This window comes from Orenia metallireducens (assembly GCF_001693735.1).
Lineage (GTDB): Bacteria > Bacillota > Halanaerobiia > Halobacteroidales > Halobacteroidaceae > Orenia > Orenia metallireducens.
The window spans coordinates 369,658-393,285 of record NZ_LWDV01000008.1 but is presented as its reverse complement, the minus strand read 5'-3'; the positions used below and the strand labels follow the sequence as shown (position 1 = coordinate 393,285).

Annotated in this window: 28 protein-coding genes, 1 pseudogene and 1 riboswitch; of the genes and pseudogenes, 5 read left to right on the top strand and 24 right to left on the bottom strand. The window is 33.4% G+C overall.

Going from position 1 to position 23,628, the window contains the following annotated elements; all coding sequences use genetic code 11:
- Positions 1 to 68: 68 nt before the first annotated feature.
- Positions 69 to 1,190, top strand: coding sequence for a GerAB/ArcD/ProY family transporter (locus U472_RS06765; RefSeq protein ID WP_068716788.1), 1,122 nt, complete (start codon positions 69 to 71; stop codon positions 1,188 to 1,190).
- Positions 1,190 to 1,648, top strand: coding sequence for a hypothetical protein (locus U472_RS06760; RefSeq protein ID WP_068716787.1), 459 nt, complete (start codon positions 1,190 to 1,192; stop codon positions 1,646 to 1,648). The genes U472_RS06765 and U472_RS06760 overlap by 1 nt, the downstream gene beginning before the upstream one ends.
- Here the strand turns inward: U472_RS06760 and U472_RS06755 are convergent.
- The 4 genes from U472_RS06755 to U472_RS06740 all read right to left on the bottom strand — a co-directional run bounded on the left by U472_RS06755 (position 1,645) and on the right by U472_RS06740 (position 3,798).
- Positions 1,645 to 2,745 carry an FAD-dependent oxidoreductase gene (locus U472_RS06755; RefSeq protein ID WP_068716785.1) on the bottom strand — a complete coding sequence of 367 codons (1,101 nt, stop codon included), beginning with the start codon at positions 2,743 to 2,745 and terminating at the stop codon, positions 1,645 to 1,647. The two genes, U472_RS06760 and U472_RS06755, sit on opposite strands and share 4 nt — an antisense overlap.
- Positions 2,746 to 2,837: 92 nt before the next feature.
- A complete protein-coding gene (locus tag U472_RS06750; protein WP_068716783.1) occupies positions 2,838 to 3,287 on the bottom strand; it encodes a hypothetical protein in 450 nt (149 codons plus the stop codon).
- A gap of 59 nt (positions 3,288 to 3,346) precedes the next feature.
- Entirely contained in the window at positions 3,347 to 3,574 is a 228-nt protein-coding gene (locus U472_RS06745; RefSeq protein WP_218059048.1) for a hypothetical protein, read from the bottom strand.
- Positions 3,575 to 3,591: 17 nt separating this feature from the next.
- Positions 3,592 to 3,798, bottom strand: a complete 207-nt coding sequence (locus U472_RS06740) for a hypothetical protein (protein ID WP_068716781.1) — start codon at positions 3,796 to 3,798, stop codon at positions 3,592 to 3,594.
- A 98-nt stretch (positions 3,799 to 3,896) separates the two neighbouring features.
- Here U472_RS06740 and U472_RS06735 point away from each other — a divergent pair, with 98 nt between their 5' ends.
- Complete coding sequence (locus U472_RS06735) at positions 3,897 to 4,967, top strand: NAD(P)/FAD-dependent oxidoreductase (RefSeq protein WP_068716779.1); 1,071 nt, start codon at positions 3,897 to 3,899, stop codon at positions 4,965 to 4,967.
- 113 nt (positions 4,968 to 5,080) lie between these two features.
- Here U472_RS06735 and U472_RS06730 read toward each other — a convergent pair whose 3' ends face one another.
- From U472_RS06730 to U472_RS06720, 3 genes are all read right to left on the bottom strand, one after another.
- Positions 5,081 to 5,308, bottom strand: coding sequence for a hypothetical protein (locus tag U472_RS06730; RefSeq protein ID WP_068716777.1), 228 nt, complete (start codon positions 5,306 to 5,308; stop codon positions 5,081 to 5,083).
- Positions 5,309 to 5,718: 410 nt separating this feature from the next.
- Entirely contained in the window at positions 5,719 to 5,940 is a 222-nt protein-coding gene (locus U472_RS06725) for a YlzJ-like family protein (RefSeq protein ID WP_068716775.1), read from the bottom strand.
- Positions 5,940 to 6,836: a ClpP family protease gene (locus U472_RS06720; protein WP_068716773.1), complete on the bottom strand. Its 897-nt coding sequence runs from the start codon at positions 6,834 to 6,836 to the stop codon at positions 5,940 to 5,942. The genes U472_RS06725 and U472_RS06720 overlap by 1 nt, the downstream gene beginning before the upstream one ends.
- Before the next feature lie 318 nt (positions 6,837 to 7,154).
- Here U472_RS06720 and U472_RS06715 point away from each other — a divergent pair, with 318 nt between their 5' ends.
- Both U472_RS06715 and U472_RS06710 read left to right on the top strand, forming a co-directional pair.
- Positions 7,155 to 7,430, top strand: coding sequence for a YiaA/YiaB family inner membrane protein (locus tag U472_RS06715; RefSeq protein ID WP_068716771.1), 276 nt, complete (start codon positions 7,155 to 7,157; stop codon positions 7,428 to 7,430).
- Positions 7,431 to 8,105: a PspA/IM30 family protein gene (locus U472_RS06710; protein ID WP_068716768.1), complete on the top strand. Its 675-nt coding sequence runs from the start codon at positions 7,431 to 7,433 to the stop codon at positions 8,103 to 8,105.
- Positions 8,106 to 8,149: 44 nt separating this feature from the next.
- On the opposite strand, the gene U472_RS06705 is transcribed toward U472_RS06710, so the two are convergent.
- The 17 genes and pseudogenes from U472_RS06705 to U472_RS06625 all read right to left on the bottom strand — a co-directional run bounded on the left by U472_RS06705 (position 8,150) and on the right by U472_RS06625 (position 23,628).
- Positions 8,150 to 8,596 carry a DUF1259 domain-containing protein gene (locus U472_RS06705; protein WP_068716767.1) on the bottom strand — a complete coding sequence of 149 codons (447 nt, stop codon included), beginning with the start codon at positions 8,594 to 8,596 and terminating at the stop codon, positions 8,150 to 8,152.
- Between the two features lie 140 nt (positions 8,597 to 8,736).
- Positions 8,737 to 10,404 carry a ribonuclease J gene (locus U472_RS06700; protein WP_068716765.1) on the bottom strand — a complete coding sequence of 556 codons (1,668 nt, stop codon included), beginning with the start codon at positions 10,402 to 10,404 and terminating at the stop codon, positions 8,737 to 8,739.
- Positions 10,405 to 10,832: 428 nt separating this feature from the next.
- Complete coding sequence (dapA, locus tag U472_RS06695; RefSeq protein WP_068716763.1) at positions 10,833 to 11,714, bottom strand: 4-hydroxy-tetrahydrodipicolinate synthase; 882 nt, start codon at positions 11,712 to 11,714, stop codon at positions 10,833 to 10,835.
- Between the two features lie 17 nt (positions 11,715 to 11,731).
- Positions 11,732 to 12,970, bottom strand: coding sequence for an aspartate kinase (dapG, locus tag U472_RS06690; protein WP_068716761.1), 1,239 nt, complete (start codon positions 12,968 to 12,970; stop codon positions 11,732 to 11,734).
- A gap of 14 nt (positions 12,971 to 12,984) precedes the next feature.
- Complete coding sequence (locus U472_RS06685; RefSeq protein WP_141677951.1) at positions 12,985 to 13,989, bottom strand: aspartate-semialdehyde dehydrogenase; 1,005 nt, start codon at positions 13,987 to 13,989, stop codon at positions 12,985 to 12,987.
- A gap of 66 nt (positions 13,990 to 14,055) precedes the next feature.
- Positions 14,056 to 14,649 carry a dipicolinate synthase subunit B gene (locus U472_RS06680; protein ID WP_176714130.1) on the bottom strand — a complete coding sequence of 198 codons (594 nt, stop codon included), beginning with the start codon at positions 14,647 to 14,649 and terminating at the stop codon, positions 14,056 to 14,058.
- A 205-nt stretch (positions 14,650 to 14,854) separates the two neighbouring features.
- Positions 14,855 to 15,646 (bottom strand): 4-hydroxy-tetrahydrodipicolinate reductase, encoded by a 792-nt coding sequence (gene dapB, locus U472_RS06675; RefSeq protein ID WP_068716755.1) that lies wholly within the window; start codon positions 15,644 to 15,646, stop codon positions 14,855 to 14,857.
- Positions 15,647 to 15,719: 73 nt separating this feature from the next.
- On the bottom strand, positions 15,720 to 16,319 hold the full coding sequence (locus tag U472_RS06670) for a dipicolinate synthase subunit B (RefSeq protein ID WP_068716753.1): 600 nt from the start codon (positions 16,317 to 16,319) through the stop codon (positions 15,720 to 15,722).
- Between the two features lie 22 nt (positions 16,320 to 16,341).
- Positions 16,342 to 17,223, bottom strand: coding sequence for a dipicolinate synthase subunit DpsA (dpsA, locus tag U472_RS06665; RefSeq protein ID WP_083189790.1), 882 nt, complete (start codon positions 17,221 to 17,223; stop codon positions 16,342 to 16,344).
- A gap of 143 nt (positions 17,224 to 17,366) precedes the next feature.
- Positions 17,367 to 18,161 carry a 4-hydroxy-tetrahydrodipicolinate reductase gene (dapB, locus tag U472_RS06660; protein WP_068716751.1) on the bottom strand — a complete coding sequence of 265 codons (795 nt, stop codon included), beginning with the start codon at positions 18,159 to 18,161 and terminating at the stop codon, positions 17,367 to 17,369.
- Positions 18,162 to 18,297: 136 nt separating this feature from the next.
- Positions 18,298 to 18,473, bottom strand: a riboswitch (Lysine riboswitch).
- Between the two features lie 139 nt (positions 18,474 to 18,612).
- Entirely contained in the window at positions 18,613 to 19,512 is a 900-nt protein-coding gene (locus U472_RS16740) for a hypothetical protein (RefSeq protein WP_176714113.1), read from the bottom strand.
- A gap of 55 nt (positions 19,513 to 19,567) precedes the next feature.
- Positions 19,568 to 19,843, bottom strand: coding sequence for a YlmC/YmxH family sporulation protein (locus tag U472_RS06650; protein ID WP_068716749.1), 276 nt, complete (start codon positions 19,841 to 19,843; stop codon positions 19,568 to 19,570).
- Between the two features lie 569 nt (positions 19,844 to 20,412).
- Positions 20,413 to 20,607: pseudogene (locus U472_RS06645) on the bottom strand (dCTP deaminase/dUTPase family protein); the annotation flags it as partial.
- Between the two features lie 232 nt (positions 20,608 to 20,839).
- Positions 20,840 to 21,409 carry an LAGLIDADG family homing endonuclease gene (locus U472_RS06640; RefSeq protein WP_068716747.1) on the bottom strand — a complete coding sequence of 190 codons (570 nt, stop codon included), beginning with the start codon at positions 21,407 to 21,409 and terminating at the stop codon, positions 20,840 to 20,842.
- A 263-nt stretch (positions 21,410 to 21,672) separates the two neighbouring features.
- Positions 21,673 to 21,915 (bottom strand): dUTP diphosphatase, encoded by a 243-nt coding sequence (locus U472_RS06635; protein ID WP_083189788.1) that lies wholly within the window; start codon positions 21,913 to 21,915, stop codon positions 21,673 to 21,675.
- Between the two features lie 93 nt (positions 21,916 to 22,008).
- A complete protein-coding gene (locus tag U472_RS06630) occupies positions 22,009 to 22,875 on the bottom strand; it encodes a VanW family protein (RefSeq protein WP_068716745.1) in 867 nt (288 codons plus the stop codon).
- Positions 22,876 to 22,890: 15 nt separating this feature from the next.
- Complete coding sequence (locus tag U472_RS06625; RefSeq protein ID WP_068716743.1) at positions 22,891 to 23,628, bottom strand: polysaccharide deacetylase family protein; 738 nt, start codon at positions 23,626 to 23,628, stop codon at positions 22,891 to 22,893.

Genomic DNA, 23,628 nt, shown 5'->3' with positions numbered 1-23,628 from the left:
TTTGAATACTCCATTGCAGATAAGGTAATACTAAATTTTGAACTAATATGAATCAGAAAGGTTGTATTATGGATAAAGTACTAGACTTTAAGCAGTTACAGGAAAAAGGACGAGTATCTAACCTTCAAATTACATTACTTATTATTACCCTTGTTATAGCTACAGCCGATGTCTTACTTCCTTCCTTTGTAGCTCAACAAGCACAGCAGGATTCTTGGATTTCTGTGATTGTAGGAACTATTAGTGGATTAATATTTATTAACTTCTTTTTAGTATTAGGACTTAAGCACTCTGATAAAACCATAGTCCAATATGCTTGCGATATCTTAGGAAAACCCTTAGGTAAAATAGTTGGCTTTATGTACATATATTTCTTCTTTTTTAATACTGTTATAACAGCAAGAGAGTTGCAAGAAATCCTAGGTCTCTTCTTCAATATCGAGACCTCTATCTTTAATATTCTTATTATAATACTAGCAGCCTATAGTCTCTATGGAGGTTTAGAGGTTATTGCACGATTAAATAATATGCTTTTACCTCTAGGTATGTTAACTCTAGTATTTATTGGTCTTCTTAATATACCTAAAATGAATTTTAGTTATTTTCTACCAATATTATCTGAAGGTATAGTTCCTCCTTTAAGAGGTGCTTTATTAATTCAAACATGGCTCCTAAAATCAATTGTACTTCTTCAACTGATTCCTTTTATAAGAAAGAAAGAAAAACTACACAGAAATATCTCTATAGCAACAATTATGTTGGGAAATGGTTTAATGGTTGGGGTACTGCTTATTGCTATTTTTGGTCCTTTGACAGAACATATGATATTTCCTGCTTTGGGATATGTTCGATTAATCAGCTTTGGTAAATATATAGAACATATCGATGCCCTTATCATGCTAATCTGGCTTGCAGGAATCTTTATTAATATTGCTATTTATTATTATGCTGCTGTATTAGGTCTAGCTCAACTGTTATCTTTAAAAACATATAAACCTATGATTAGTCCAGTAGGCATCTTAATTATCTGTTTTTCAATTATTATTGCTAAAAATCAAACAGAACTTCTTGACTTTATCCATTATATCTATCCCTTTTATATCTCTACAATAGCAATTGTAATTCCAACTATACTACTTTTGGTATCTATAATAAAGAATAAACATAAGAGAGATGAGGTGAATGATTAATGGAATATAGTTTTTTTTATGGTTCTATTGTTGTACTATGGACAATTTTAGGTGTTTGTATGTATTTTAAAACTATTAAACTAAAACATCTAATCATTGGTATTACCACTATAGCTTATTCTCTTCTCTATGAAGTACTCTTAGGAGAATATTTAGATCTTTATTATTATATTAAAGATAAAGAATCTATACTATATACTCTTTTAGCAGGAATTTTAGTTTATCCTATATTAAATATCATTTATACCCTTTTCCTTCCCAAAAAAACAAGACCTGTATTAATTTATACAGGTCTATGGATTATAGCAATGCTCATCTTTGAATATTTAAGTTTATTAACCAAGACAGTTGTATTTACAGGATGGAGAATGATTCCTTGGTCTCCTTTAACCTATATGGTTAATTATCTATGGATATATCTATTTTATAGATATTTGGAAAAGCGAATAGTATCTTAACCATCTTCAATACTATTTTTATTATTTATCGACTTCAACTTTTCCATTAACTTTATAGCAACTGCCCCTGTTTTAGTAACATTAAGAGGACTATAATAAGTTAAGTGCTTAATCCCTGGTAAACCAATCATAGAAATAAGGTTATCTAATTCTTTATTATCCAACTTATTATAGGCTTCTCTAAATTTTTTCAATTCAAAGTTCTTTTTAATAATATGTTTTATCTGCTTCTCATAACTATACCCCTTAACAATAGTTCTAGCAGCTGCCACTCCCATTCTTATAGCATTTAGCATTCCAAAACCTAAAAAAGGGTCTATGCCACCTGCTGCAGCACCAGCAAAAATCATATTTTTATAAGTTCTAGGATAGGCTATCCCCAAATTATGCTTCAATTTATACTCCTCAACTATCTTATACTTTATATTCTCTCTAAATAAAAATGCTTCCCAATAATGATCAGCCTCCTTCTCATTAACATCTGTAATTATATGTGTTAAAGAAGCCTTTTTGTCATTAAAAGGGGTCAAATATGCATAACCATCTTTACAGTAATCTTTATCCAACCATACAATTAAAGTATTTGGATCAAAATCCCCTATAACTGTCGCTCCTCTTACATAAGAATTCACTAATTCCTGCCAGCAACCTAACTCTTTTGTATAAATAGGGTTTCCTGTGCTTATAACAACATAGTCATACTCTTTAGAAAGAAGTTCATAATCCCCTATTTCATTAAATACTACCTTAGTATTATTTAATTGTGAATATAACTGATAGTTTAGAGAATCTTTATCTTGATCAGATTTATAAAGATACCCTAAATTACCTTTTATAGTTGTTGTCTTGTGTGGTGCTATATGAACTACTTTATTAAGGGTATTTAAAGGCTTAATCTTTATATCAAAATTATTATTCAAATAGGCCATAGGATTTTTTATGGGACGATCCATTATTTCCATGCTTACAATAACATGGGCCCACTGTTCTCCAATATAACCCTTCCTTTCATAAATTACAGGCTTTATACCATGTCGTTCTAACTCATGGGCACAAGCAAGTCCTGCTTTACCTGCTCCAATAATAGCAACCTTCATCTTTTATCCTCCAAATTTGTCTAATATTTTAAACCACATCAATACAAATATCCCTACTATAATAATTAAAAAGCTATAGAGAATTAAATTCATCAACTAGACTCTCCTTTTTTATCTAGTACAACAATAGTAAACCAACTCAAAATAGCCATTGCACAAGTATTTATTATTAAACTTTCGGTATAATGCCAATCTATATATACAAGAACTTTCCTTGCAAGAACTAAAAGCTCAAAAATAGAGTAAAAACTACTAAGCACAATCACATTTATCACTCTCATCCATCGTTTTGTAGGGTGAAACTGAGCCATGAAAATCCCAATGACTAGTACTGGACCCATAACAAAGAAGGCTGAGGAACCAAATACCCATAAGACCCCACGGTTAATTTTATACCAGCCATGGTTCATTGCCTGAGTATCTATAGCTAATTGTAAGGCAACTGCCACTATACCACACCAAAGATTAGTTTTTAGCTCTTTCCAGTCAACAAGTAGAAAGAATAACAACCAACTTGCAACAAAGATAATAACCCACTCCATATAATATCCCTCCAACTAACAAACAAAAATAAAAATTATAATCCATAATAGAATAAACCTTAAAAATTACTGTGTTTAGGAAAAACTTTTGAAATAATCCCTGAAGGTGCTTCTATCTTCTCTATCTTCTCTTGTAGTTTTACAATAGATCTCATCTCATCATCTCTTAATTGGGTAAGAACTGCTCTTACCTCTGGATTTCTAATATCAATGATATTTCTATTATAAAATATTTGATTATTGATTCTATATTGAAGTAAATCTTTTAACATATCAACTTCTTTCACTAAAATCACCTCACATTTTACTTGATACCTAGCTTAATCATCTTATCCTTCATAATACTTACATGTTTTTGAGAACTTTGAGCAAACTCCTTTAACATTTCTTTTAAATCTTCATTCTTAAAATTTGGATAGTACTCTTTGTATTTCTCTATAAGTAACTTCTCTTTATTTAATGCTTTCTTAAAGAAGATAGCTAAGACATATTCCTGAGAAATCTTTTGCATAATCTCACCTCTGAATTTTTTAGTTTACTTAATAAATATTTTCCCTCAGATATGTAAATATTATTCTTATACAGCTTTTAAAAAAGGATGGTGTTAACATGAAGGTTGCAATTATTGGTGCTGGTATCTCTGGGCTAGCTGCTGCCTTTGAATTTAAAAAGCATAATATTACTCCTGTTATTTTTGAGAAAAAGTCACATATAGGAAATCCTGTCTTATTTACCTCTGCAACTCTTCATATCTTTAACCACTTTATATCAGACCCTTTTGACTATCTTAAAAACAACTATGGTCTAAATATATCTCCAACCTTTCACTTAAAAAAGATTATTATGCATAGTCCAAAAAACAAAGCAGTTATCAAGGGAGATCTGGGATATATCATAAATAGGATGAGAACAGAAGGCTCCCTTGCAAATCAGCTCTTCTCTCAAGTTGCTCTTCCTATTCAGTTTAATAGTTTCGTTGATCTTAATGATATAAAAGATCAGTTTGACTATATTATAGTAGCTACAGGAAGTAATCTAATAGTTAAAGATTTGAATTTATGGACAAATCTCTTTTCAGCACAGATTAGATCCACTACAATTGTAGGAAATTTTAATACCCAATCTATCTCCATGTGGTTAAATAGAGAATATGCTAAAGATGGATTTGGGTATATCATTCCTATAAATCCAAAGGAAGCAATTTTAAACCTTGTAGTCAATCGTATCACTTTCCATGAAATAGACTATTATTGGGAGAATTTCTTATATAAAGAGAATTTGGATTATAGAATTATTGAAACTAGAGATGCTAGCTTTGAATGTGGTCTTGTCTCTACCCATCAATTAGATAATATTTATTTTATAGGAAATTCAGCAGGATTTACCGATAGTTTAGTAGGCTTTGGGCAGATTAAAGCTATTGAAAGTGGTATATTAGCAGCTCAAGCTATCATCAATAACCTTGACTATAATAAATTAGTAGAACCTATTTCTAAAGAGATGCTAAAAATCCATGAATTTAGAAAGCTATTTAATAGCTTTTCTAACAAGGATTTAGATAGATTATTATCATTTTTAAAACTTCCAGGTATTAAACAATTTATTTACAATAACCCTTTTTTCAAGGTTAAATATGGTGCTTTTATTGCAAAATTCTATAATAACTTTGTAAATAACTAAATAGGTTCTTGGAACTTAAATCTTGAAATTTTCGTCTAAAAATATTCACAAATCATCTTAATTTCTATAAATTCTTAGCCTCCTATGTATGATTCTACTTAGCTAAGCTACTTCTATTTTTCTTGTATAAAGATGTTATTTGAAATAGGTTCATATATTTTTCTGATTATACTTCCGGGTCTAGGCAACTTCCACTCCAATATAGTTCCATAACTATAAAGAACTGCTATAGTCATTATGATTAGATAGACCTTTAATTCTCTTTTCTCTCCTTCTTCAACCATTTTATTAATCTCTAAATAGATTATTATAAGCAGAACTAAAGTTATACCATAAATCATCCTATCACCACTTCTTCTATTATTTAAAGACTGTTTATTGTGTTTAAAATTAAATCCACTCTCTATAGTCTATTATCTCTTCTTTTTAGCCTTTTATTCCTCAACTCTTCTTAAACTCCCCTCCTTCCAAATTTAATAGTACAACAGATAGATATTCCGATATTTCCGTATCTCATCCCCCAATCCCTTCTGTTAAGAGTAGGAGACAAAATTAAAAACAACATTGATTTCCTCTCTTAGATAAGAAGAGGCTTAGGGTGAGGTTTGAATTTAAAAAGTGCCGCATTATATATAACCATATAATTTAATACTAAATAAAAGATAAGGGAGAATTTGAACTATTCTTCCTTATCTTTTATAAATAGAAACAGTTTAAAGATTTACTAAAAGATATATTATATATTTTTATCTTAACCAAAGGTCGGACGAAATTCGATTTTAGTGCCTGGTTGATACTGTGATATTAGATAATCATTGGGATTTGAGCTAATAACTCTAACTATCTCACCTGCATTAATATCTGTAACCTTAACCTCCATAGTGACTCCATTATAATCCAATTCCACAGTCTCTGCTATCTCTTCACTATCTTCATCAAGCCATAAGCCATCTACAAAAATTGAGTAATGCATTAGTCATCATCCCCTTCTAATGCTTCAATAACACTCTGTCTAGGTTGAAATTCTGCTTGTGAAGAGTAACAACCACAATTACCTTCAGCTATTTCTTCAGAACTACATTCACAATCATTCTCTTGCTCTTCTGGGAATCTTTCATTAATTAAAGCACGTAATTTCTGCATAGCATGACCTAAACCACCCATCTCATTGATAATCCCTTCTTTAACAGCCTGATCACCCACTAAAACTGTACCTACATCTCGTACCAATTCTCCAGTCTCAAACATTAACTCTTTAAAGCGCTCTTGACTGATATTAGAATGATTAGCCACAAATCTTATAATTCTCTCTTGCATCTTATCTAGATAATCATAAGTTTGAGGTACTCCAATCACCATCCCTGTCAAACGGATTGGATGAACAATCATCGTTGCACTCTCAGCAATAAATGAATAATCTGCTGCTGCTGCAATTGGCACCCCAATACTATGTCCTCCTCCTAATACTAAAGATACTACAGGTTTAGACATACTAGATAACATTTCAGATATAGCTAGTCCAGCCTCAATATCTCCACCTACAGTGTTTAAGATTACCAATAGACCTTTAACTTCTTTAGATTCTTCAATTGCCACCAATTGAGGAATTAAATGTTCATACTTAGTCGTCTTGTTCTTAGGTGATAATACAGCATGACCTTCAATTTGTCCTACAATAGTTAAGGTATGAATATCACTTCTTACCTTAGGAGGCATATTATTTTGCCCAAATTGTTTTAAGGCTTGCATCTGATTCTTGACTTTCCCAGATTTATTTGGTGCCTTTTGTGGCAGGTCAGGTTGTATTTTTGGTATTCCAGCAGGAATTTTAGGTTGAGGTGTTCCTTGGTCAGTTATTATTTTACCCAAACTTTTCACACTCCTTTTATTGTATAGATTTTTATTATCTATCAATTCTTATTAATTAGTATGATTCAATTTGCTTTTTGTATACTTATTCTTATTCTTTAAAAAATGGTATTTACTTTTGTCATTTTCTTTTCTATACATATAAAAATCACTCTAATAATATACTCTAACATAGGTTCATGATTCTAGAAGGTATTATTATATAAACTCTCAAGAAATTTATTGATTTTTTAAACATTATTATGTAAAATAATCAACATGGGGTTCCAATAATTTTTATAATTGGAAAATAGACGTTAGTTAAAGGAGGATTTAAAGATGGAAAAACCATATGTTGATAGTACACCAAGATATTGGTCAGTATTTGCAAAATTAAATTTTGCACTGGCTGTTATCTCAGTAGGAATCAGTGTTTATCTATTAGAAGTTACACTAGTAACTAAGGGATATTTTATCATCTCAACACTTTATATGTTCACTACTACTGTAGTACTATCCAAAACAATCAGAGACGAGGCAGAAGCAAAAAAGATCATCAACAAGATTGAGGAGGCAAAAACAAATAAAATCTTGAAAGATTATGGTGATGAATAAATGGGAATATTAAGTAAAATCTTAAGTCTTTCCAAAAAAAGGGTAGCTGATATCGAGGATAAATTAGATCAAAATTACGGTATTGAAATAGCATCACAGGAGATTAGAGATGCCAAAGTAGAGATAGCTAAAACTATCAAGGAGCTTTATAATATTGGTGCAAATAAAAAGATTATGGAAGATAGAGTAGAAAAAACTCAGATAAAGATTAATCAATATGAAAAGAGAGCAATAAATTATTTAAACACTAATGAAGAAGAATCAGCCTTAAAAATATCTGAAAAGATTGCAGACCTAGAAGATAGATTAAAATTGGAAGAAACAGAGCTGAAAAATATAACAGAAGCCTTCAATCTTCTTAAAAAGAATATTGATGAAGCTAAGAAAAATGTCTCAAAAATGGAACACAAATTAAATCAGATAAAAGTAACTAATAAACTAAACAAAGTTAAATCACTTACAGCAGACCTGACTGATATAAGTAGAAATAACTTAGAATTAAAGAATAGTTATTTAAGTAAGTTAGCAGAACAGCAGGAATTTGAAGAAAAAAGACTGGAAGTTATTAGAGAATATGAACAAGAAGAGAATCTAATAGAAGAAGTAGAGAATTCTAAAGATAATCGAGGTAATGAAATATTAGAACGGCTAAAGGAAAAACTTCAGCAATCTTAGTAAATTAAAAGGATTAAGGCATTAATGCCTTAATCCTTTTAATTTTAACTTATACAATTATTCTCAAGCAACTCAAAAGCTATAGCAACCTTCTGTACAAAAACTATTGGGTCTTCTACAGACTGCCAATGAATATAAAATAATCTTGGGTTATCGAATAACCAATGATTATGCAGTGCTGTAACTTGAAGTCCTAAAGCTCTAAGGACACTTATAAAGGGATTAATCTCTTCTTGCAAGATTACAGTTTCCCCTAAGTTAAGTACCTCATCTCCTTCCTCAATTAATTCAAAGGAGAATAATGCATTAATTACAAGAGGACTTCTAGTTGGAATATCTAAGATTATAGGATTAATATCTCGTACACGTGTTACAACACATAAATCTGCTTGTGAGGTAATAATTGAACTATCAAGTATATTTGCAAATTTATTACACAACTTTCTTGGACAGTGTGGGTCATTACATTGACAATGAAGATCTTTATTCATACTTTGCCCCACTTTCAGTATATTCTGTAACATATTCCATCTTATCAAATATGTTACAGAATATATTAATTGTTGGCTTTCTAGTTAATGACAAAAATATAAAAAGAGCTAGCTTTTTAAGCTAGCTCTTTTTATATAAATTATACTTCCATAATAATCGGTAATATCATCGGTCTTCTTCTAGTTCTACTATATAAGAAATCATCTAAAGAACTTCTAATCTTTGATTTTAACACTGACCATTCAGTAATATTGTGCTCTTCACACTCTGATAATGCACATTCCACTTGACGGGTAGCTTCATTAATCAGATCTCCTGACTCTCTTATATAAACAAAACCACGGGAAATAATATCAGGACCAGCAATTACTTTACCTTTTTTATTAATTGTTACAACCACCATAAGTACACCATTTTCAGATAGTAGCTTTCTATCACGTAGTACTACACTACCTACATCACCAACACCTAAACCATCTATTAAAACTCTGCCTGACTCTACACTACCACTTTGATAGCCTTTTTCAGGTGTTAAGGTGATCTTATCACCTAAATCAGGGATAAAGATATTTTCCTTAGGGATTCCTACACGTTGAGCAAGTTTTGCATGTAAATGTAGGTGGCGATACTCTCCATGGACTGGGAAAAAGTATTTTGGTTTCGTTAAATTTAACATCAGCTTCAACTCTTCTTGGCTAGCATGACCAGAAACATGGACTCCTGATAAAGCTTCATAGATAACATTTGCTCCACGTTTAAACAATTGGTTAATCGTTCTACCTACAGCTCTTGCATTACCAGGAATAGCTGTAGCAGAGACAACAATAGTATCACCATTTTCAACACTGATTTGGTGATGATCTCCCCTTGCCATTCTAGTCAAAGCAGCCATACGTTCTCCTTGACTTCCAGTCATTAATAATACTACCTTATCTTCAGGAAGACTACTGACATCTTTCAAGTCTATTAATAGTCCTTCAGGCACTTGTAAATATCCTAAATCTAAGGCTATATGAACATTATTAACCATACTGCGACCACTTAAAGCAACCTTACGTCCATACTTCACAGCTGCATCAAAGACCTGCTGAATACGATGGATATTTGAAGCAAAACTAGCTATAAAGAGTTTTTTATCAGATTCACTAAAACTCTCATCAATCGTCTTGCCGACTTCTTTTTCAGACATAGTAAAACCTTCACGCTCTACATTAGTACTATCAGAGAATAAAGCCAATACTCCTTTACTGCCTAAATCAGCTAATTTATGGATATCAGCCATCTTTCCATCTATTGGAGTCTGATCAAATTTAAAGTCACTTGCATAAACCAAAGGTCCAGCTGGAGTATGTATAGCCAATGCACAAGAATCAGCAATACTATGATTTACTCTAATAAATTCAACCTTAAATGAAGAAACTTTTACTGAATGACCTGGATATACATGCCTTAAATAAGTATTTCCTAACATGTTGTGAGATTTTAATTTTCCACTCAACAATCCTAAGGTCAACTTAGTTCCATAAACTGGAACATTTAACTCCTTTAGCACATAAGGTAAAGCTCCTATATGATCTTCATGACCATGAGTAAGTACTATCCCCTTAACTCTATCTTTATTTCTAATTAGATAAGAGATATCTGGAATTACTAAATCAACTCCATAAAGTTCATCCTCAGGAAACTTTACACCAGCATCTATTACCAAAATCTCATCATTGGCTTCAACTACCATCATATTTTTACCGATTTCCCCTAGTCCTCCTAAAGGAATAACTGTAACTTCTCCTATTCTATTTTTTGACATTCCTTTAACAAACACCTCCACGATATTAACTTGCATTTTCTCTTATATTCACTTATCCCGTCTTCGCATCTTATAAATAAGAAAATATAAATCACATATAATTTTTTATTTATTAATTAAATTTTAATCAGTTAATTCCATAAAACCCTAAATAACTATTCTAATCTTCCAATTATGAAATCCCCTGAAATTAATAATCACAATTAAATTACTTATAAAGCAGCCCGATGATAAAATTATACAGTTAATGCTAGTCCGCTTTCTTCTTTTCTTAACCAATAAATAAGAAAATATAAATCCCGTTCTAATTGCTCTACTTTTTATTATAAATTATTTCACTTATAAATACAAGTAAAGTTTGGTTTTTTAAATAAAAAAAGAGAAATGGTTGATATCAACCATTTCTCTTTTTTTATTTATATATTCCATTAATCTACCAAATCGTACTCTTGTAAGACACTTTTTAATCTCTCTTCTAATTCCTCAGTAAGCTCTACTAATGGTGGCCTTAAACCTCCAACCTCTTTACCTACCAAATTTAACGCTGCTTTGACAGGGATAGGATTTGTACTAATAAACATAGTACTAAACAATTTATTTAACTTAGCATTCTGCTGGGCTGCTTCTTTTATCTTACCAGCTTTAAAATCACTAATCATTGCTTTAATTTCATTACCAACTAGATGAGAGGCTACACTTACCACACCCTCTCCTCCAATAGAAAGAATAGGTAAGGTCAGACTATCATCACCACTATAGATTTTGAAATTATCATCAGTTAAACTTCTAATCTTAATCACTTGATCAAGATTTCCACTTGCTTCCTTAACAGCAATGATATTATCAATTTCTGCTAATTTAACGATAGTTTCAGGCTCAATATTTCTACTGGTCCTCCCAGGTACATTATAAAGCATAATTGGTAAATCAGTTGCTTCAGCAACCATCTTAAAATGATTGTACAAGCCTTCTTGTGGTGGTTTATTGTAGTATGGAGTTACTAACATTACACCATCTACTCCAATCTCTTCAGCCTCTTTAGTAAAATCAATACTTGCCTGAGTAGAGTAAGATCCTGTTCCAGCAATTATCTTTGCTTTATCCCCTACTGCTTCTACTATCACTTCTAATAACTTAACTTTCTCTTTGCTACTTAAAGTAGGCACTTCACCAGTAGTACCCAAAACTACCAATCCATCAGAGCCATTATCTACTAAGTAATTTGCCAATCCTACTGCTTGCTCATAATTTATTGTTAAATCCTCATTAAAAGGAGTAACCATTGCTGTCAATACTTCACCAAAGCTCATTTGAGCACCTCCAATCCTTAATCACCCAAAGAAAATTTATCATGTAAAGCCTGTAAGCCCTTTGCTTCATCCTCTATCTTAATCAAACAAGAGATAGTAGTATGAGAATCCGTTGTCTGATAGATTGCAATCTCTTCTTCTGTTAATGCATCTACCACTCTAGCCATTATTCCTGGTACTCCAGTCATTCCTGCCCCCACTACAGATATCTTAGCAAAGTCCTCAAATAATTCATACTTATATCCCTTAGCCGTTAATAGGTCACAAGCTTCTTCTACTACATCATTATTGACCATAAAGGTAATCAAATCAGGTCGCACATTGATAAAATCAACACTTATTCCTTCACCTGCTAGCTCTCTAAAACATCCTAAGACACTAGCGCTCTCTAAAAGGATATGCTTTTCAACCTCTTTTTGAGGTAGAATTTTAAATAATGCCATGTTAGAGCGACTTGTTACACCACTAACTGGTCTATCACCTTTAATCTCTATATCATCCTGCTTGAAGGCATCAGATATTACTGTACCTTGAGCATCACTAAAAGTAGAACGAACAATCACTGGCACCCTCTCCCTCATAGCTATTTCAGCAGCCCGAGGATGGAGCACCCTAGCGCCTTGATAAGCCAGTTCACAGACCTCATTATAAGTCACATGCTTTAAGGTCTTAGCATTTGGTACAATCCTTGGGTCAGCAGTCATGACCCCTTCAACATCTGTATAAATCTCTACCATCTCTGCATGTAAAGCAGCACCTAAAGCACATGCAGTTGTATCAGATCCTCCACGACCTAAGGTAGTTATCTCTCCATTTTCAGAGATCCCCTGAAATCCTGCTACTACAGGAATCTTGTTCTCTTCAAGCACATCTAATATCCGTCTAGCATTAATCTCTTTGATTCTAGTGTCACCAAAATTCTCATCGGTTATAATACTGGCTTGAGCTCCTGTTAAAGGCTCAGCCTCATAACCTCTCTTTCTTAATGCCTGAGTAATAATCACTGTAGAAATGATTTCACCACAAGACATTAATAAGTCCTTTGCTCTAGGATCTATCGTCTCATATACATCTTGAGCAAAATTTATCAAAGTATCAGTAGCATAGGGAGCACCTTCTCTACCAATAGCCGAAACGACTATAACAGGTTTATATCCTTGATTGATAGCATTAATGATCTTATCAATTACCTGCTCCCTTCTTTCCTCAGTTGCTACTGAGGAGCCACCAAACTTCTGAACTACTATATTAGGCATTAGCTCACCCCATTTTATCCTTGAACCAGCCTCTCAGCAATTTGAATCGTATTTAAAGCAGCTCCCTTTCTTAAGTTATTAGCAACAATCCATAGATTTAATCCCTTTTCAATAGTATTGTCTTCTCTGATTCTACCGACCAATACATCATCATTATTCTCAACATCTATTTGCATTGGATAAGCCAATTCTTCTGGTTTATCTACTACACTTACTCCTGGAGCATTATCTAACAATTCTTTAGCCTCTGAGACTGTCAATTTCTCTTTAGTCTCTATATTAACTGATTCAGCATGACCATAAACAACAGGAACTCGCGCTGCTGTAGCAGTCACTTTAATGCTGTCATCACCCATAATCTTCTTAGTCTCGTTAACCATCTTAATTTCCTCTTTAGTATAGCCATCATCGAAGAAAATATCAATATGTGGCAATACATTAAAAGCAATCTGATAAGGATATACTTCTGACTTGACCTCTTCATTGGCTAAAATAGCTTTAGCCTGCTCTCTTAACTCATCAATAGCTGCTTTTCCAGTTCCAGATACCGCTTGATATGTCGATACTACGATTCGCTCAATTCCTACTTTATCATAGATAGGCTTTAAAGCTGCTACCATTTGAATTGTAGAACAGTTTGGATTAGCAATGATTCCTTTATGTTTAAAGATATCCTCTGGATTTACCTCTGGAACTACTAAAGGAACCTCTGGATCCATTCTCCATTGACTACTATTATCTACCACAACTGCACCTCTTTTAGCAGCTTCTGGAGCAAATTTCTTACTAGCACCAGCACCTGCACTAAATAATGCAATATCTACACCTTCAAAAGATTCTGGAGTAGTTGCTTCTACAGTATATTCCTTACCCTTACAAGTCATCTTCTTACCTGCAGAACGCTCACTTGCTAAAAGCTTTAAATTCTCAAAAGGAAAGTCCCTCTCTTCCAAAATACTTAACATCTCTCTACCTACTGCACCAGTTGCACCTACTACCGCTACATTATACTTCTTCATACTCAATACCTCCCAAATTATTTTAATTTATAACTGTAAGCCAATAGCTATTAGCTGACAGCTAAGTTATATTCCTCTGTATTCAATAAATACAGGTTGTATCTGCTTACTTTCTACTGCATACTCAATAGCATCTACAATTAAATCCATCCTTGCTACTAAAGAATTAGGTTTAACAACAGGATTATCTTGTCCCAAGGGGACTAAATAAATATTTGAAGTATTCATCAACAACCCAATATTTTGAGCATTATTACCCAAGCCATCATTAGTAGCAATTGCTAAAACCACTGGTCTTTGATTTCTTAAATGAGCTTTAACAGCCATCGTTACTACTGTATCTGTTATACCATTAACTATTTTAGCTAGAGTATTACCTGTGCAAGGAGCCACAACTACTATATCTAATAACCCCTGTGGTCCAATTGGTTCAGCCTCTGGAATAGTTGTTATTGGTTGATTACCTGTAATATCAATAACCTTCTCCCTCCACTTTTGGGGAGTACCAAAACGGGTTTCATCCCTTAGTACACTCTCTGATAGAATAGGAAAGACCTTTGCTCCCCTTTCTATTAAATCCTCTATAGCTGGTAATACTTTAGCTAAAGTACAATGAGAACCAGTTAAAGCAAATCCAATCTTCTTACCAGTAAAGTTGATAGACAAGCACATGCACCTCCTTTGGTAAAAACTGTTTTAGGTTAAATCAATAACAGTATATGTACTACTAAAGGGAGTAGTGCTTGTCTGTATAATTTTATGTTATACTACCCCTTAGATATTATAACATAAAATTTAATCTATAAATTATAAATTCAAAAATTTCTCTAACATAATACCCATCACTAGTTACTTCTTACTATTCTTAAATGTCAATTAAATTTTCAACACCATAAACTACACCTTCAATCTCATCGATTCTGTTAATTGCCAGCTCTAGTCCTGGCATAAAAGATTCTCGGCTAATTGAATCAAAACGCATAGTCAAAGTCTGACCCAATCCCCCAAAGATAACCTCTTGATGTGAAACAAAGCCAGGCAAACGTACACTATGAATATTTACTCCATTCATCTCTCCACCACGTACCCCTGATATCTTCTCAATCTCTTCAGCATCATCTTTATCCTCAGATAAGACTTCACCAATTAACTCAGCAGTCTTAACAGCAGTCCCTGATGGTGACTCTGCCTTATGATTATGATGTAATTCTATAATCTCTACATCCTTCATAAATTTTACTGCCTTTTTAGCAAATTGCATCATTAATACTGCACCAATAGCAAAATTTGGTGCCATAATAATCGAGTTCTGCCCTTGGCTTGACTTTCTTATCTCAATCAGCTCTTCTTTAGAGATACCAGTAGTACCAACTATCATATCTATCCCTTGCTCAACTACTACTTGTATATTATCAAGTGCAACTTCAGGAGTAGTAAAGTCAATAACCAAATCTGGCTTAACAGCTTCTAATAATGAAGGTAAATCTTTATCTATTCTAATAGTCGGAGCATCTAATCCTAAAATCTGATGAATATCCTCTCCAACCCCAGTAACATCAACTGCTCCTACCAATTCAAAGTCTTGCTTTTGAGCAATCATCTTAACTACTGTTCTTCCCATATTACCATTTGCACCAACTACTACTATTCTCTTCACAATCTCACCCCACTCTTGTTAGTTTACAGTTAGCAGTAAGCAGTTACTTCTAACTGCTAACTGTCCACTTAAATCATACTCCTTTATGTTCAATCACAACTGGTTGCAGTTGTTTACCTTTTAAAGCATACTCAACTGTATCCACTATCAAATCCATTCTAGATACCAATGAATTTGGCTTGCCCTCTGGTGCATCTTGACCAAAGGGAACAAAATAAAGATTTGGAGTATTGATTAAATAACCTATATTTTTAGCGTTATTACCTAATCCGTCATTGGTAGCTATCGCTAAAACAACAGGTCTTTTATTTCTAAGCTGAGCTTTGATTGACATCACTACAGTGGTATCAGTAATAGCATTGGCGAGTTTAGCTGTAGTATTCCCAGTACATGGTGCTACAATAATTATATCAAATAGATTCTGAGGACCAATAGGCTCAGCCTCTGGAATAGTAGTAATCGGTTCATTTCCTGTTATATCTATAACTTGGCTTCTCCATTTCTCTGGAGTACCAAAACGTGTTTCATGGGTCAATATCGCTTCTGATAAAATAGGGGTAAGTTCAGCCCCTTTATCTACCAATTCTTCCATTACAGGCATCACTTTATCTAATGTACAATGAGAACCTGTCAAAGCAAATCCAATCTTCTTTCCTATAAAATTAAATCCCATAGATAAGCACCTCCTAAATACCCTATTCTAATATCATTCGAGGGATAACCTTACCTAAAATCTGTCCTGCACTCTTAGGAGCAACCTTTCCTGGAAGACCTAAAGCCAACTCTGCTTTAAGACCTAATCTCTTAGCTGCTTCAAAGTCTGTACCCCCAGGATAAGAAGCTAAATCGATGATAATGGCATCTTTTCTAACATTCTTTAACAATTCTTCATCTAAAATTAAAGTTGGAACGGTATTAAAGATAAAGTCTGCTTTAGATATCTCTTTATCCAAATCCTTAAAAGCAACCTGTTCAAATCCCATATCTAAAGCTCTAGCAAAGTCCTTTGGCTTACGTGCTACACCATAAGTATTACTACCCATTCCCTTTAACATTCTAGCTAGGCTAAAACCTACTCTACCTAAGCCTAAAACAAAGGAATTATTGTTATGTAAAGTAATTGGCATCTCACGCATTACAATCTCAATAGCACCTTCTGCTGTTGGAATGGCATTTAGAATCGCTACTTCATCTAAAGCAGCCAACTCTATCAACTCTATGCCATACTTTTGCGACCAGTCTTTAATTTCTGGCTTAGCAAAACCAATAAAGAATCTAGTTCCAGCTGTTAATCTTGAAAAGAAATCTTCAGTTAAGACCACTTCTTTATCAGCAAAGGTCTTCTTAACTTGAAGCTTCTCATCAGTTCCTGTCATTGGAGCTATTACTGCAATTACATCATCATCAATCTCTTCTAGCGAATCAACCACTTCTATACTATCAGAGTCAATCTGAGGAGGTTGACCGATTATTTGTAAAGCTGCTCCTTTATCTAATAAGATAGATATCAACTCTATTTCACGGGCATCTCCACCTAATAGAGCAATCTTCTGATCAACTAAACTCTCAATATTCAATATTTATCCCCCTTTCTTAAATTAATCAATAACATTATATGTACAGGGTACTTAAGTGTGCTTGTCTATGGGGAATTAATTCTATTTAGTTTGAAGTTGAAGCTAAATCCAAAGTTAAAATCAACTTTATATTAGAGTTAGGTTTATAAATCGATCACATTATCAAGTCCATAAACTACCCCTTCAATCTCATCTAACTTTCTAATAGCTAACTCAACTCCAGGCATAAAGGACTTACGATTGATTGAATCATGTCTAATTGTTAAGGTCTGACCTAAACCACCAAAGATAACCTCCTGATGAGCTACTAAACCTGGTAGACGAATACTATGAATATGGATATTATCATGCTCTCCACCACGTGCTCCAGGAATCTTTTCAATCTGATCTATCTCATTCTTATCTTTAGATAGGTTCTCACTGATTAATTCAGCCGTTTTGATTGCTGTTCCCGAAGGAGCATCAATTTTGCGGTCATGGTGTAATTCTACAATCTCAACATGATCCATAAACTTGGCTGCTTGCTTAGCAAATTGCATCATTAAAATTGCTCCAATAGCAAAGTTAGGTGCAATAATTATCTTATTAGTAGCACCTTGATTCATCTCTTTAATATTATCTAAATCAACTTCAGTAATACCAGTAGCGCCAACTACTACGTCTATTTCTTTTTCAATAGCTATTTTAATATTATCCATAACTACCGTCACATTGGTAAAATCGACTAATACATTGGCGTCAGTATTATCTAAAGTTAGTGCTAGGTCGTCACTTATCTTAACAGCAGGAGCATCTATTCCTAAAATTTGGTGGATATCCTCTCCAACACCACTAACATCAACAGCTCCTACCAATTCAAAGTCCTCTTTCTCACTAATCATTCTAATAACCTCTTGCCCCATCTTACCATTGGCTCCAGTTACTATTATCTTCTTCATCTTCTCACTCCTTTAATTATAGTGACTGGTAAGAAATGAAAATAATTTTCACTTCTCACTCATGACTATTTACATTATAACATAATAATAAAAGCGATTGGTAGTACTACCCAATCGCTTTATCAAGATAAAATAGCGATAAGATAGCACCCCACTAGAAAGACTAGTGACAGTTCTGTACCTATTAAGTACAGACCCAACCTAATTAGCTTAGCCAAGCAAACTAGATTTCGGCAGTAACCCCTTTTATTATGGTTCAAGGCTGGCTAGCTCCCCATAACTACTCATGATTCCTGCACCTCAATCTTAATCCTAACATAATATTCACTTATAAAAAATAACAGTTTAAAAATTATTAAGTCCAGTAATTTATTATATTTTCTAATATTTTATTCTATTTGTCAAGATAATTTATTATATTTTCTAAATTAACTTAACAAGACCAATACTTTTAATGATTTGCTATATCATATGCTCCAGATTCTTTTAGCTTAGCAGCAATATCATTTAATCTTTCTTCATCATCATCTTCTACTGCTACTAATACCTTACCTTTCTCTATCTCTGCACCATATCTCTCACCATCTTGCTGGTCAATTCCATAATCAATCAATCCACCAGCTACCCCACCAGCTGCTAATCCTGCCAATCCTGCTGCTATTGGTCCTGCTGCTAGAACTGGTCCTAACCCTGGAATAGCTAATAATCCTGCTCCAGCCAACAAACCAGCTGCTCCACCTAAAGCTCCACCTAGAGCTGTACCATCTACTAGGTTTTGACCTTCTGTTCCTACATAGTCTGCTTCTATATCATTACCTTCACCATAGTTATCAACTTCAGTACCATCTACTAAAGCCTGACCTTTCTCTATGGCTTCTCCTGCTACACCTAATCCCCCAGCTTCCATATCTGCTTCCTTACCATTCTCATTACCTTCATTATCTTCCTTAATACCTAACTCTCCTACTTCCATATCCTTCTCTCCATATCCTGCATCTCCTGTTCCAGCATTAGCCAAAGAGTCTATTACCAATGCTCCATCTGTTGCACCTGCATTGACTAGATTCTGTCCAGCCCCCCCTATCTCTGCTGCATCAGTACCTACTTCTTGACTATTCTCTAAAATCTCTCCTTCAGCATTTTCATCCTGCTTATCTTCTACATTCCCAACCTCTCCTGCTTCCATATCATCATCTTGATTTTGCTTGACTACTAAAGATATTTTACCTTCATCAATACCCAATTCTTTAATAGCCTCCACTGCCTTTTTTGCTTCCTCTTCTTGATGGAATAATCCTACAACCTTATTGTTATCCATATTTAATTCATCTCCTATACTGAATAGAGGCATAATGACCTCCTTTTTGTGATTTAGTACTACAGTTATAGTCTATCCAGAGCAGTTATTAATATTCAAATTGGGTAAAGTATTGCTCGTAGTTATCAGAGTTTAAATCTACTATTATCACTTGTTCTCCTATCTTTATTATAGAGTCCCAAGGGATAGATAGATACTTCTCTGAACTGAATATACTCAATATCCCACTATGTTGAGGAATCAAAATCGACTCCAATTCTCCAGTTCTAGGATTAAAGACTAAATCAGATCCAGCTATCATCCCAATTCTATTACCATCATAAATATTTATTATTTCTTTTCCTTCTAATTCACTTAGATTCATAATATCCCTCCTTACTTTAATGACGAGTAACAAGTAATGAGTTGCGAGTAAAAAGATATTTTATTACTTGTTACTGTCTTAAATAATACCATACTAATAAATTGTACTATTAGAAAAAGTTGTATATACAAATAAATAGATATTGCGACACTTTTCATACCTCACCCTAGCCTTTCAGGGTTTAGCAACCCTTCATACAAAACCGGTCTCTCCTATTCTTAGGAAATGTTTTTTATTGCGAAGTGGTCGCTAGACCCGGAGAGAGGGAACAAAGAAGAAAAACAGTTTCCCCTCTCATTAGTCAAGGAGAGACTGGTTGTATACGAAGAGTAATTGAACTGTATTACTCGTAGGGGATTAAGGGGTGAGGTGTGAGCTTTTGAATTTAACTATCCACTATCAACTTTACACTATACACTGAAGTAAAACTATCGCAATATCCCCATTATGTGACAAGCAAAAAATAACCTACTTTATATTTATGCTAGTAATAGAATGAAATATTAATTATTACCATAATAAAAAGAGCACATTGCTGTGCCCTCTAATAATAATTATAATTTTGTACATTAAACTCCTGTATGACCATAGCCACCTTCACCACGTTGGCTCTCAGATAGTTCTTCTACCTCTTCCCACTCTACACTTTCATACTTCTCTATAATCAATTGGGCTATTCTATCACCTTGATTGACCTTAAAATCTTCCTTTCCATGATTAATCAAGACAATTCCAATCTCTCCTCGATACCCTGGATCAATAGTCAGTTTTGTTATCCTAAAGGCTTTTTATCCTTTAGTTCTTACAGTTACCTGTAAGCTCGGCATATCTTTTCTCTTTTTCAAAGAGTCGCAGCCTCGTGGGCGGATTATATTCTCATTTATTTTAAGTTTCACCGCCTATGCTCTGCCCCTGACTGTACTTTTAAATTCAGCCTTCGGTTCGGGTTACCCTTATTGCAGGGCTTTCCCGCTTAATTCTGCGATTTTATGAGGGCTAAAAAATATCAAAAAGTTTTCTTTTTCTTTTTAATTTAAAATCTTGAGAATTATCATAAATTAATTTTCTGATAAGTTGCAAATCACTTATTACTTGTGTCCTAATATAATAATGGGAATTATTGTATTTATTTTTTCTTTTGTCTTGATATATCTTTAAATTAATATCATAATCTTTTAAAAAACTTTGAAAATAAGAAACAATTTCTTTGCTTCCGCAAAATTGAAATTCGTAATCACACAATCTATCTCCACCTTTATAAATACATCCATCACTATCAAATAAAGCTCTGATAAAATGACTCTTGAATTCGTCTGGTATATTTTTAGGTGGTTGAGGATTATTATTTTTTCTAGGCAGAATATTGTGTGAAATTAAATTATCACATAACCTATCACTTACTATTTGAAGTGTTGCTATATTATCTTTCGAAATAAAATAAAGTTTTTCAGTTTTAATTTCTTCTTTAAACATATCTAATATTTCAGAATCATTTTTATGAATGACAATATCTATCATTTTTTGATAGTTACCCTGTTTTCTATTATAAATACAACCATCTCCCATAATAAACCCCATAAAATATTCTTTTTATGGTAAATTAATCTTATCAAACTAATTTTCATCAATAGTATATACCCGACATACCGTATTCTCTCCAAGTCTTAGTTATAAGAGGTTATGTCGGTCTACTCCATAATAATTTGCAATTTCCTTAAATGTACCTAACTCATTTAATTTTTATTTAAAAAGTTTGAGATTAGGATTGAAATTATTTATATTAATACCTCCATTTTTCTTTTTATACTCCCAAAATTTATTATTTAATATTAACCCTCAGCATTTAAAACTGTAATTCCATATTTTAAAGCTAGTCCACTTCTAGGTGCTACCTTTCCCATAAATCCACTAGGTAAGCTGATAGCAATTCCAGTCTTGAAGATTTTATACTCTCCTGCTTTGATAACTCCTGCTTCAACAGAGTGTAAATCCATTCCAGCATCCTCAACACTACCATGCTGATATTTAGGTATAATTGCCTTATCATTTAGTCGCTTAATCTGAATCTTCATTATGTACTCCTCCTATTTCAATAGTTAGTGAGCAGTGAAATACAATAGGCGTTTTCACCCCTCACTAAATTGTACCTTCTTCATTATAACTTGTCAATTTAACTCACTACTACCTAAAATTTTAATTATTAATTGATTCCCTAATATCTGCGATTTAACAATAATGGGTTTTGTAAAGTTATTCTTAAATTTAAAGTCTAAATACTCCCAAGCTACAGTAGCATCTTTGCCAGCAGGAACATAACTGATATCTCTAGAATGGGTATGGCGTTCTATAATCTCAAGTTGCTCAGCTTCTAGAGCATTGAATAAGGTGCTAGAGACCTGACAGATTCCACCACCTATCCCCAAGCTCAATTCACCATTGATAATTTCAGGGGCTTCTTTAAATCCCCTTTTTTTAGTCCTAGGACCTACAACTTCATTAAAAGAGAAGGTATCTCCAGCTAAGACTATCTGATTATTGATAAATTCAGCAGCTACTCTAATATTCTCCCTTCTCTCCTTCCTTCCAGTTATAATAGTCTTATAAATACCAATAACTTTAGTTATCTTCTCTAAATCCTGGCGATAAAGATACGGATTAATCTTATATTTAATCGATTCTAACTCTGTATTCTCTTTAGCATTAAATATACTCTCTAAATTGGCTGTAATGTCTATAATTTCACCATTAATCTCTGAAAGAATCTTTCCACTCTTAGGATCAATAGTAGCATCCACTGGATATACTACATGATCTTTAGAATAATAATAAATTAAAGACTTAACCTCTTTTTTTAAATATCCACTCAAATTTTGATTTTCCCAAACAACTCCCTTTTCTACACCCCAGATAATCCTAATAAACCTATCTACTTCAGCAACCAATCCTAAAAGTAGGACAACAACCAAGATTATTACACTTAAGATTATTATCCCCTTCTGTAGATTATATAAAGTTCCCTCCTTCTTCCCCATAATTATATACTCACCTTACTCCAACAACTCAGAGACAGTTACTAACTTATATCCTTCACTCTGTAACCTTTCAATAATCTGGGGTAGAGCCTCTGCTGTTGGCTTAGTTGGATGCATCAGAACAATTCCACCATTACTGGCTTTATCAATTACTCGATTGATAATAACATCAGGTGCTGGTCGCTGCCAGTCGATTGTATCAGCACTCCACATAATCGTCTTATAACCAATCTCTGCTGCTACTTGAGCCACTCTATCATCAACCTCACCATAAGGTGGAGCAAACAGGTCAGTCTTATAACCAGTAGTCTTGTTGATCAGCTCTTCATTATCTTTGATTAACTTGATTAAGCGCTCTTTATCTAGCTGTTTGGGATGAAGGTGTCGGAAACCATGATTCCCTAATTCATGCCCCCGCTTCTGAATCTCTTTTGTCTTATCAGGGAATTTCTCTACCCATCTTCCTACAAAAAAGAAGGTAGCCTTAACATTATATTTATCCAAGGTATCTAACATTGATGGTAAAAACTCTTCTCCCCAAGCCACATTAATCGTTAAAGCCATAGCTTGCTTATCCTCAGGACCATTATAAATTGGCTTATTCTGTTGACTAAATACAGCCTGTTCATTAATATTATTAGACTTATCAAAATGAATAAACCCAAAGCTTAATAAAATTACAAGTCCGACAAAACCTAAGATTACATCTCTATTTAAAGGTAAATAAAATATTCTAACCTTCCTTCGAGACAT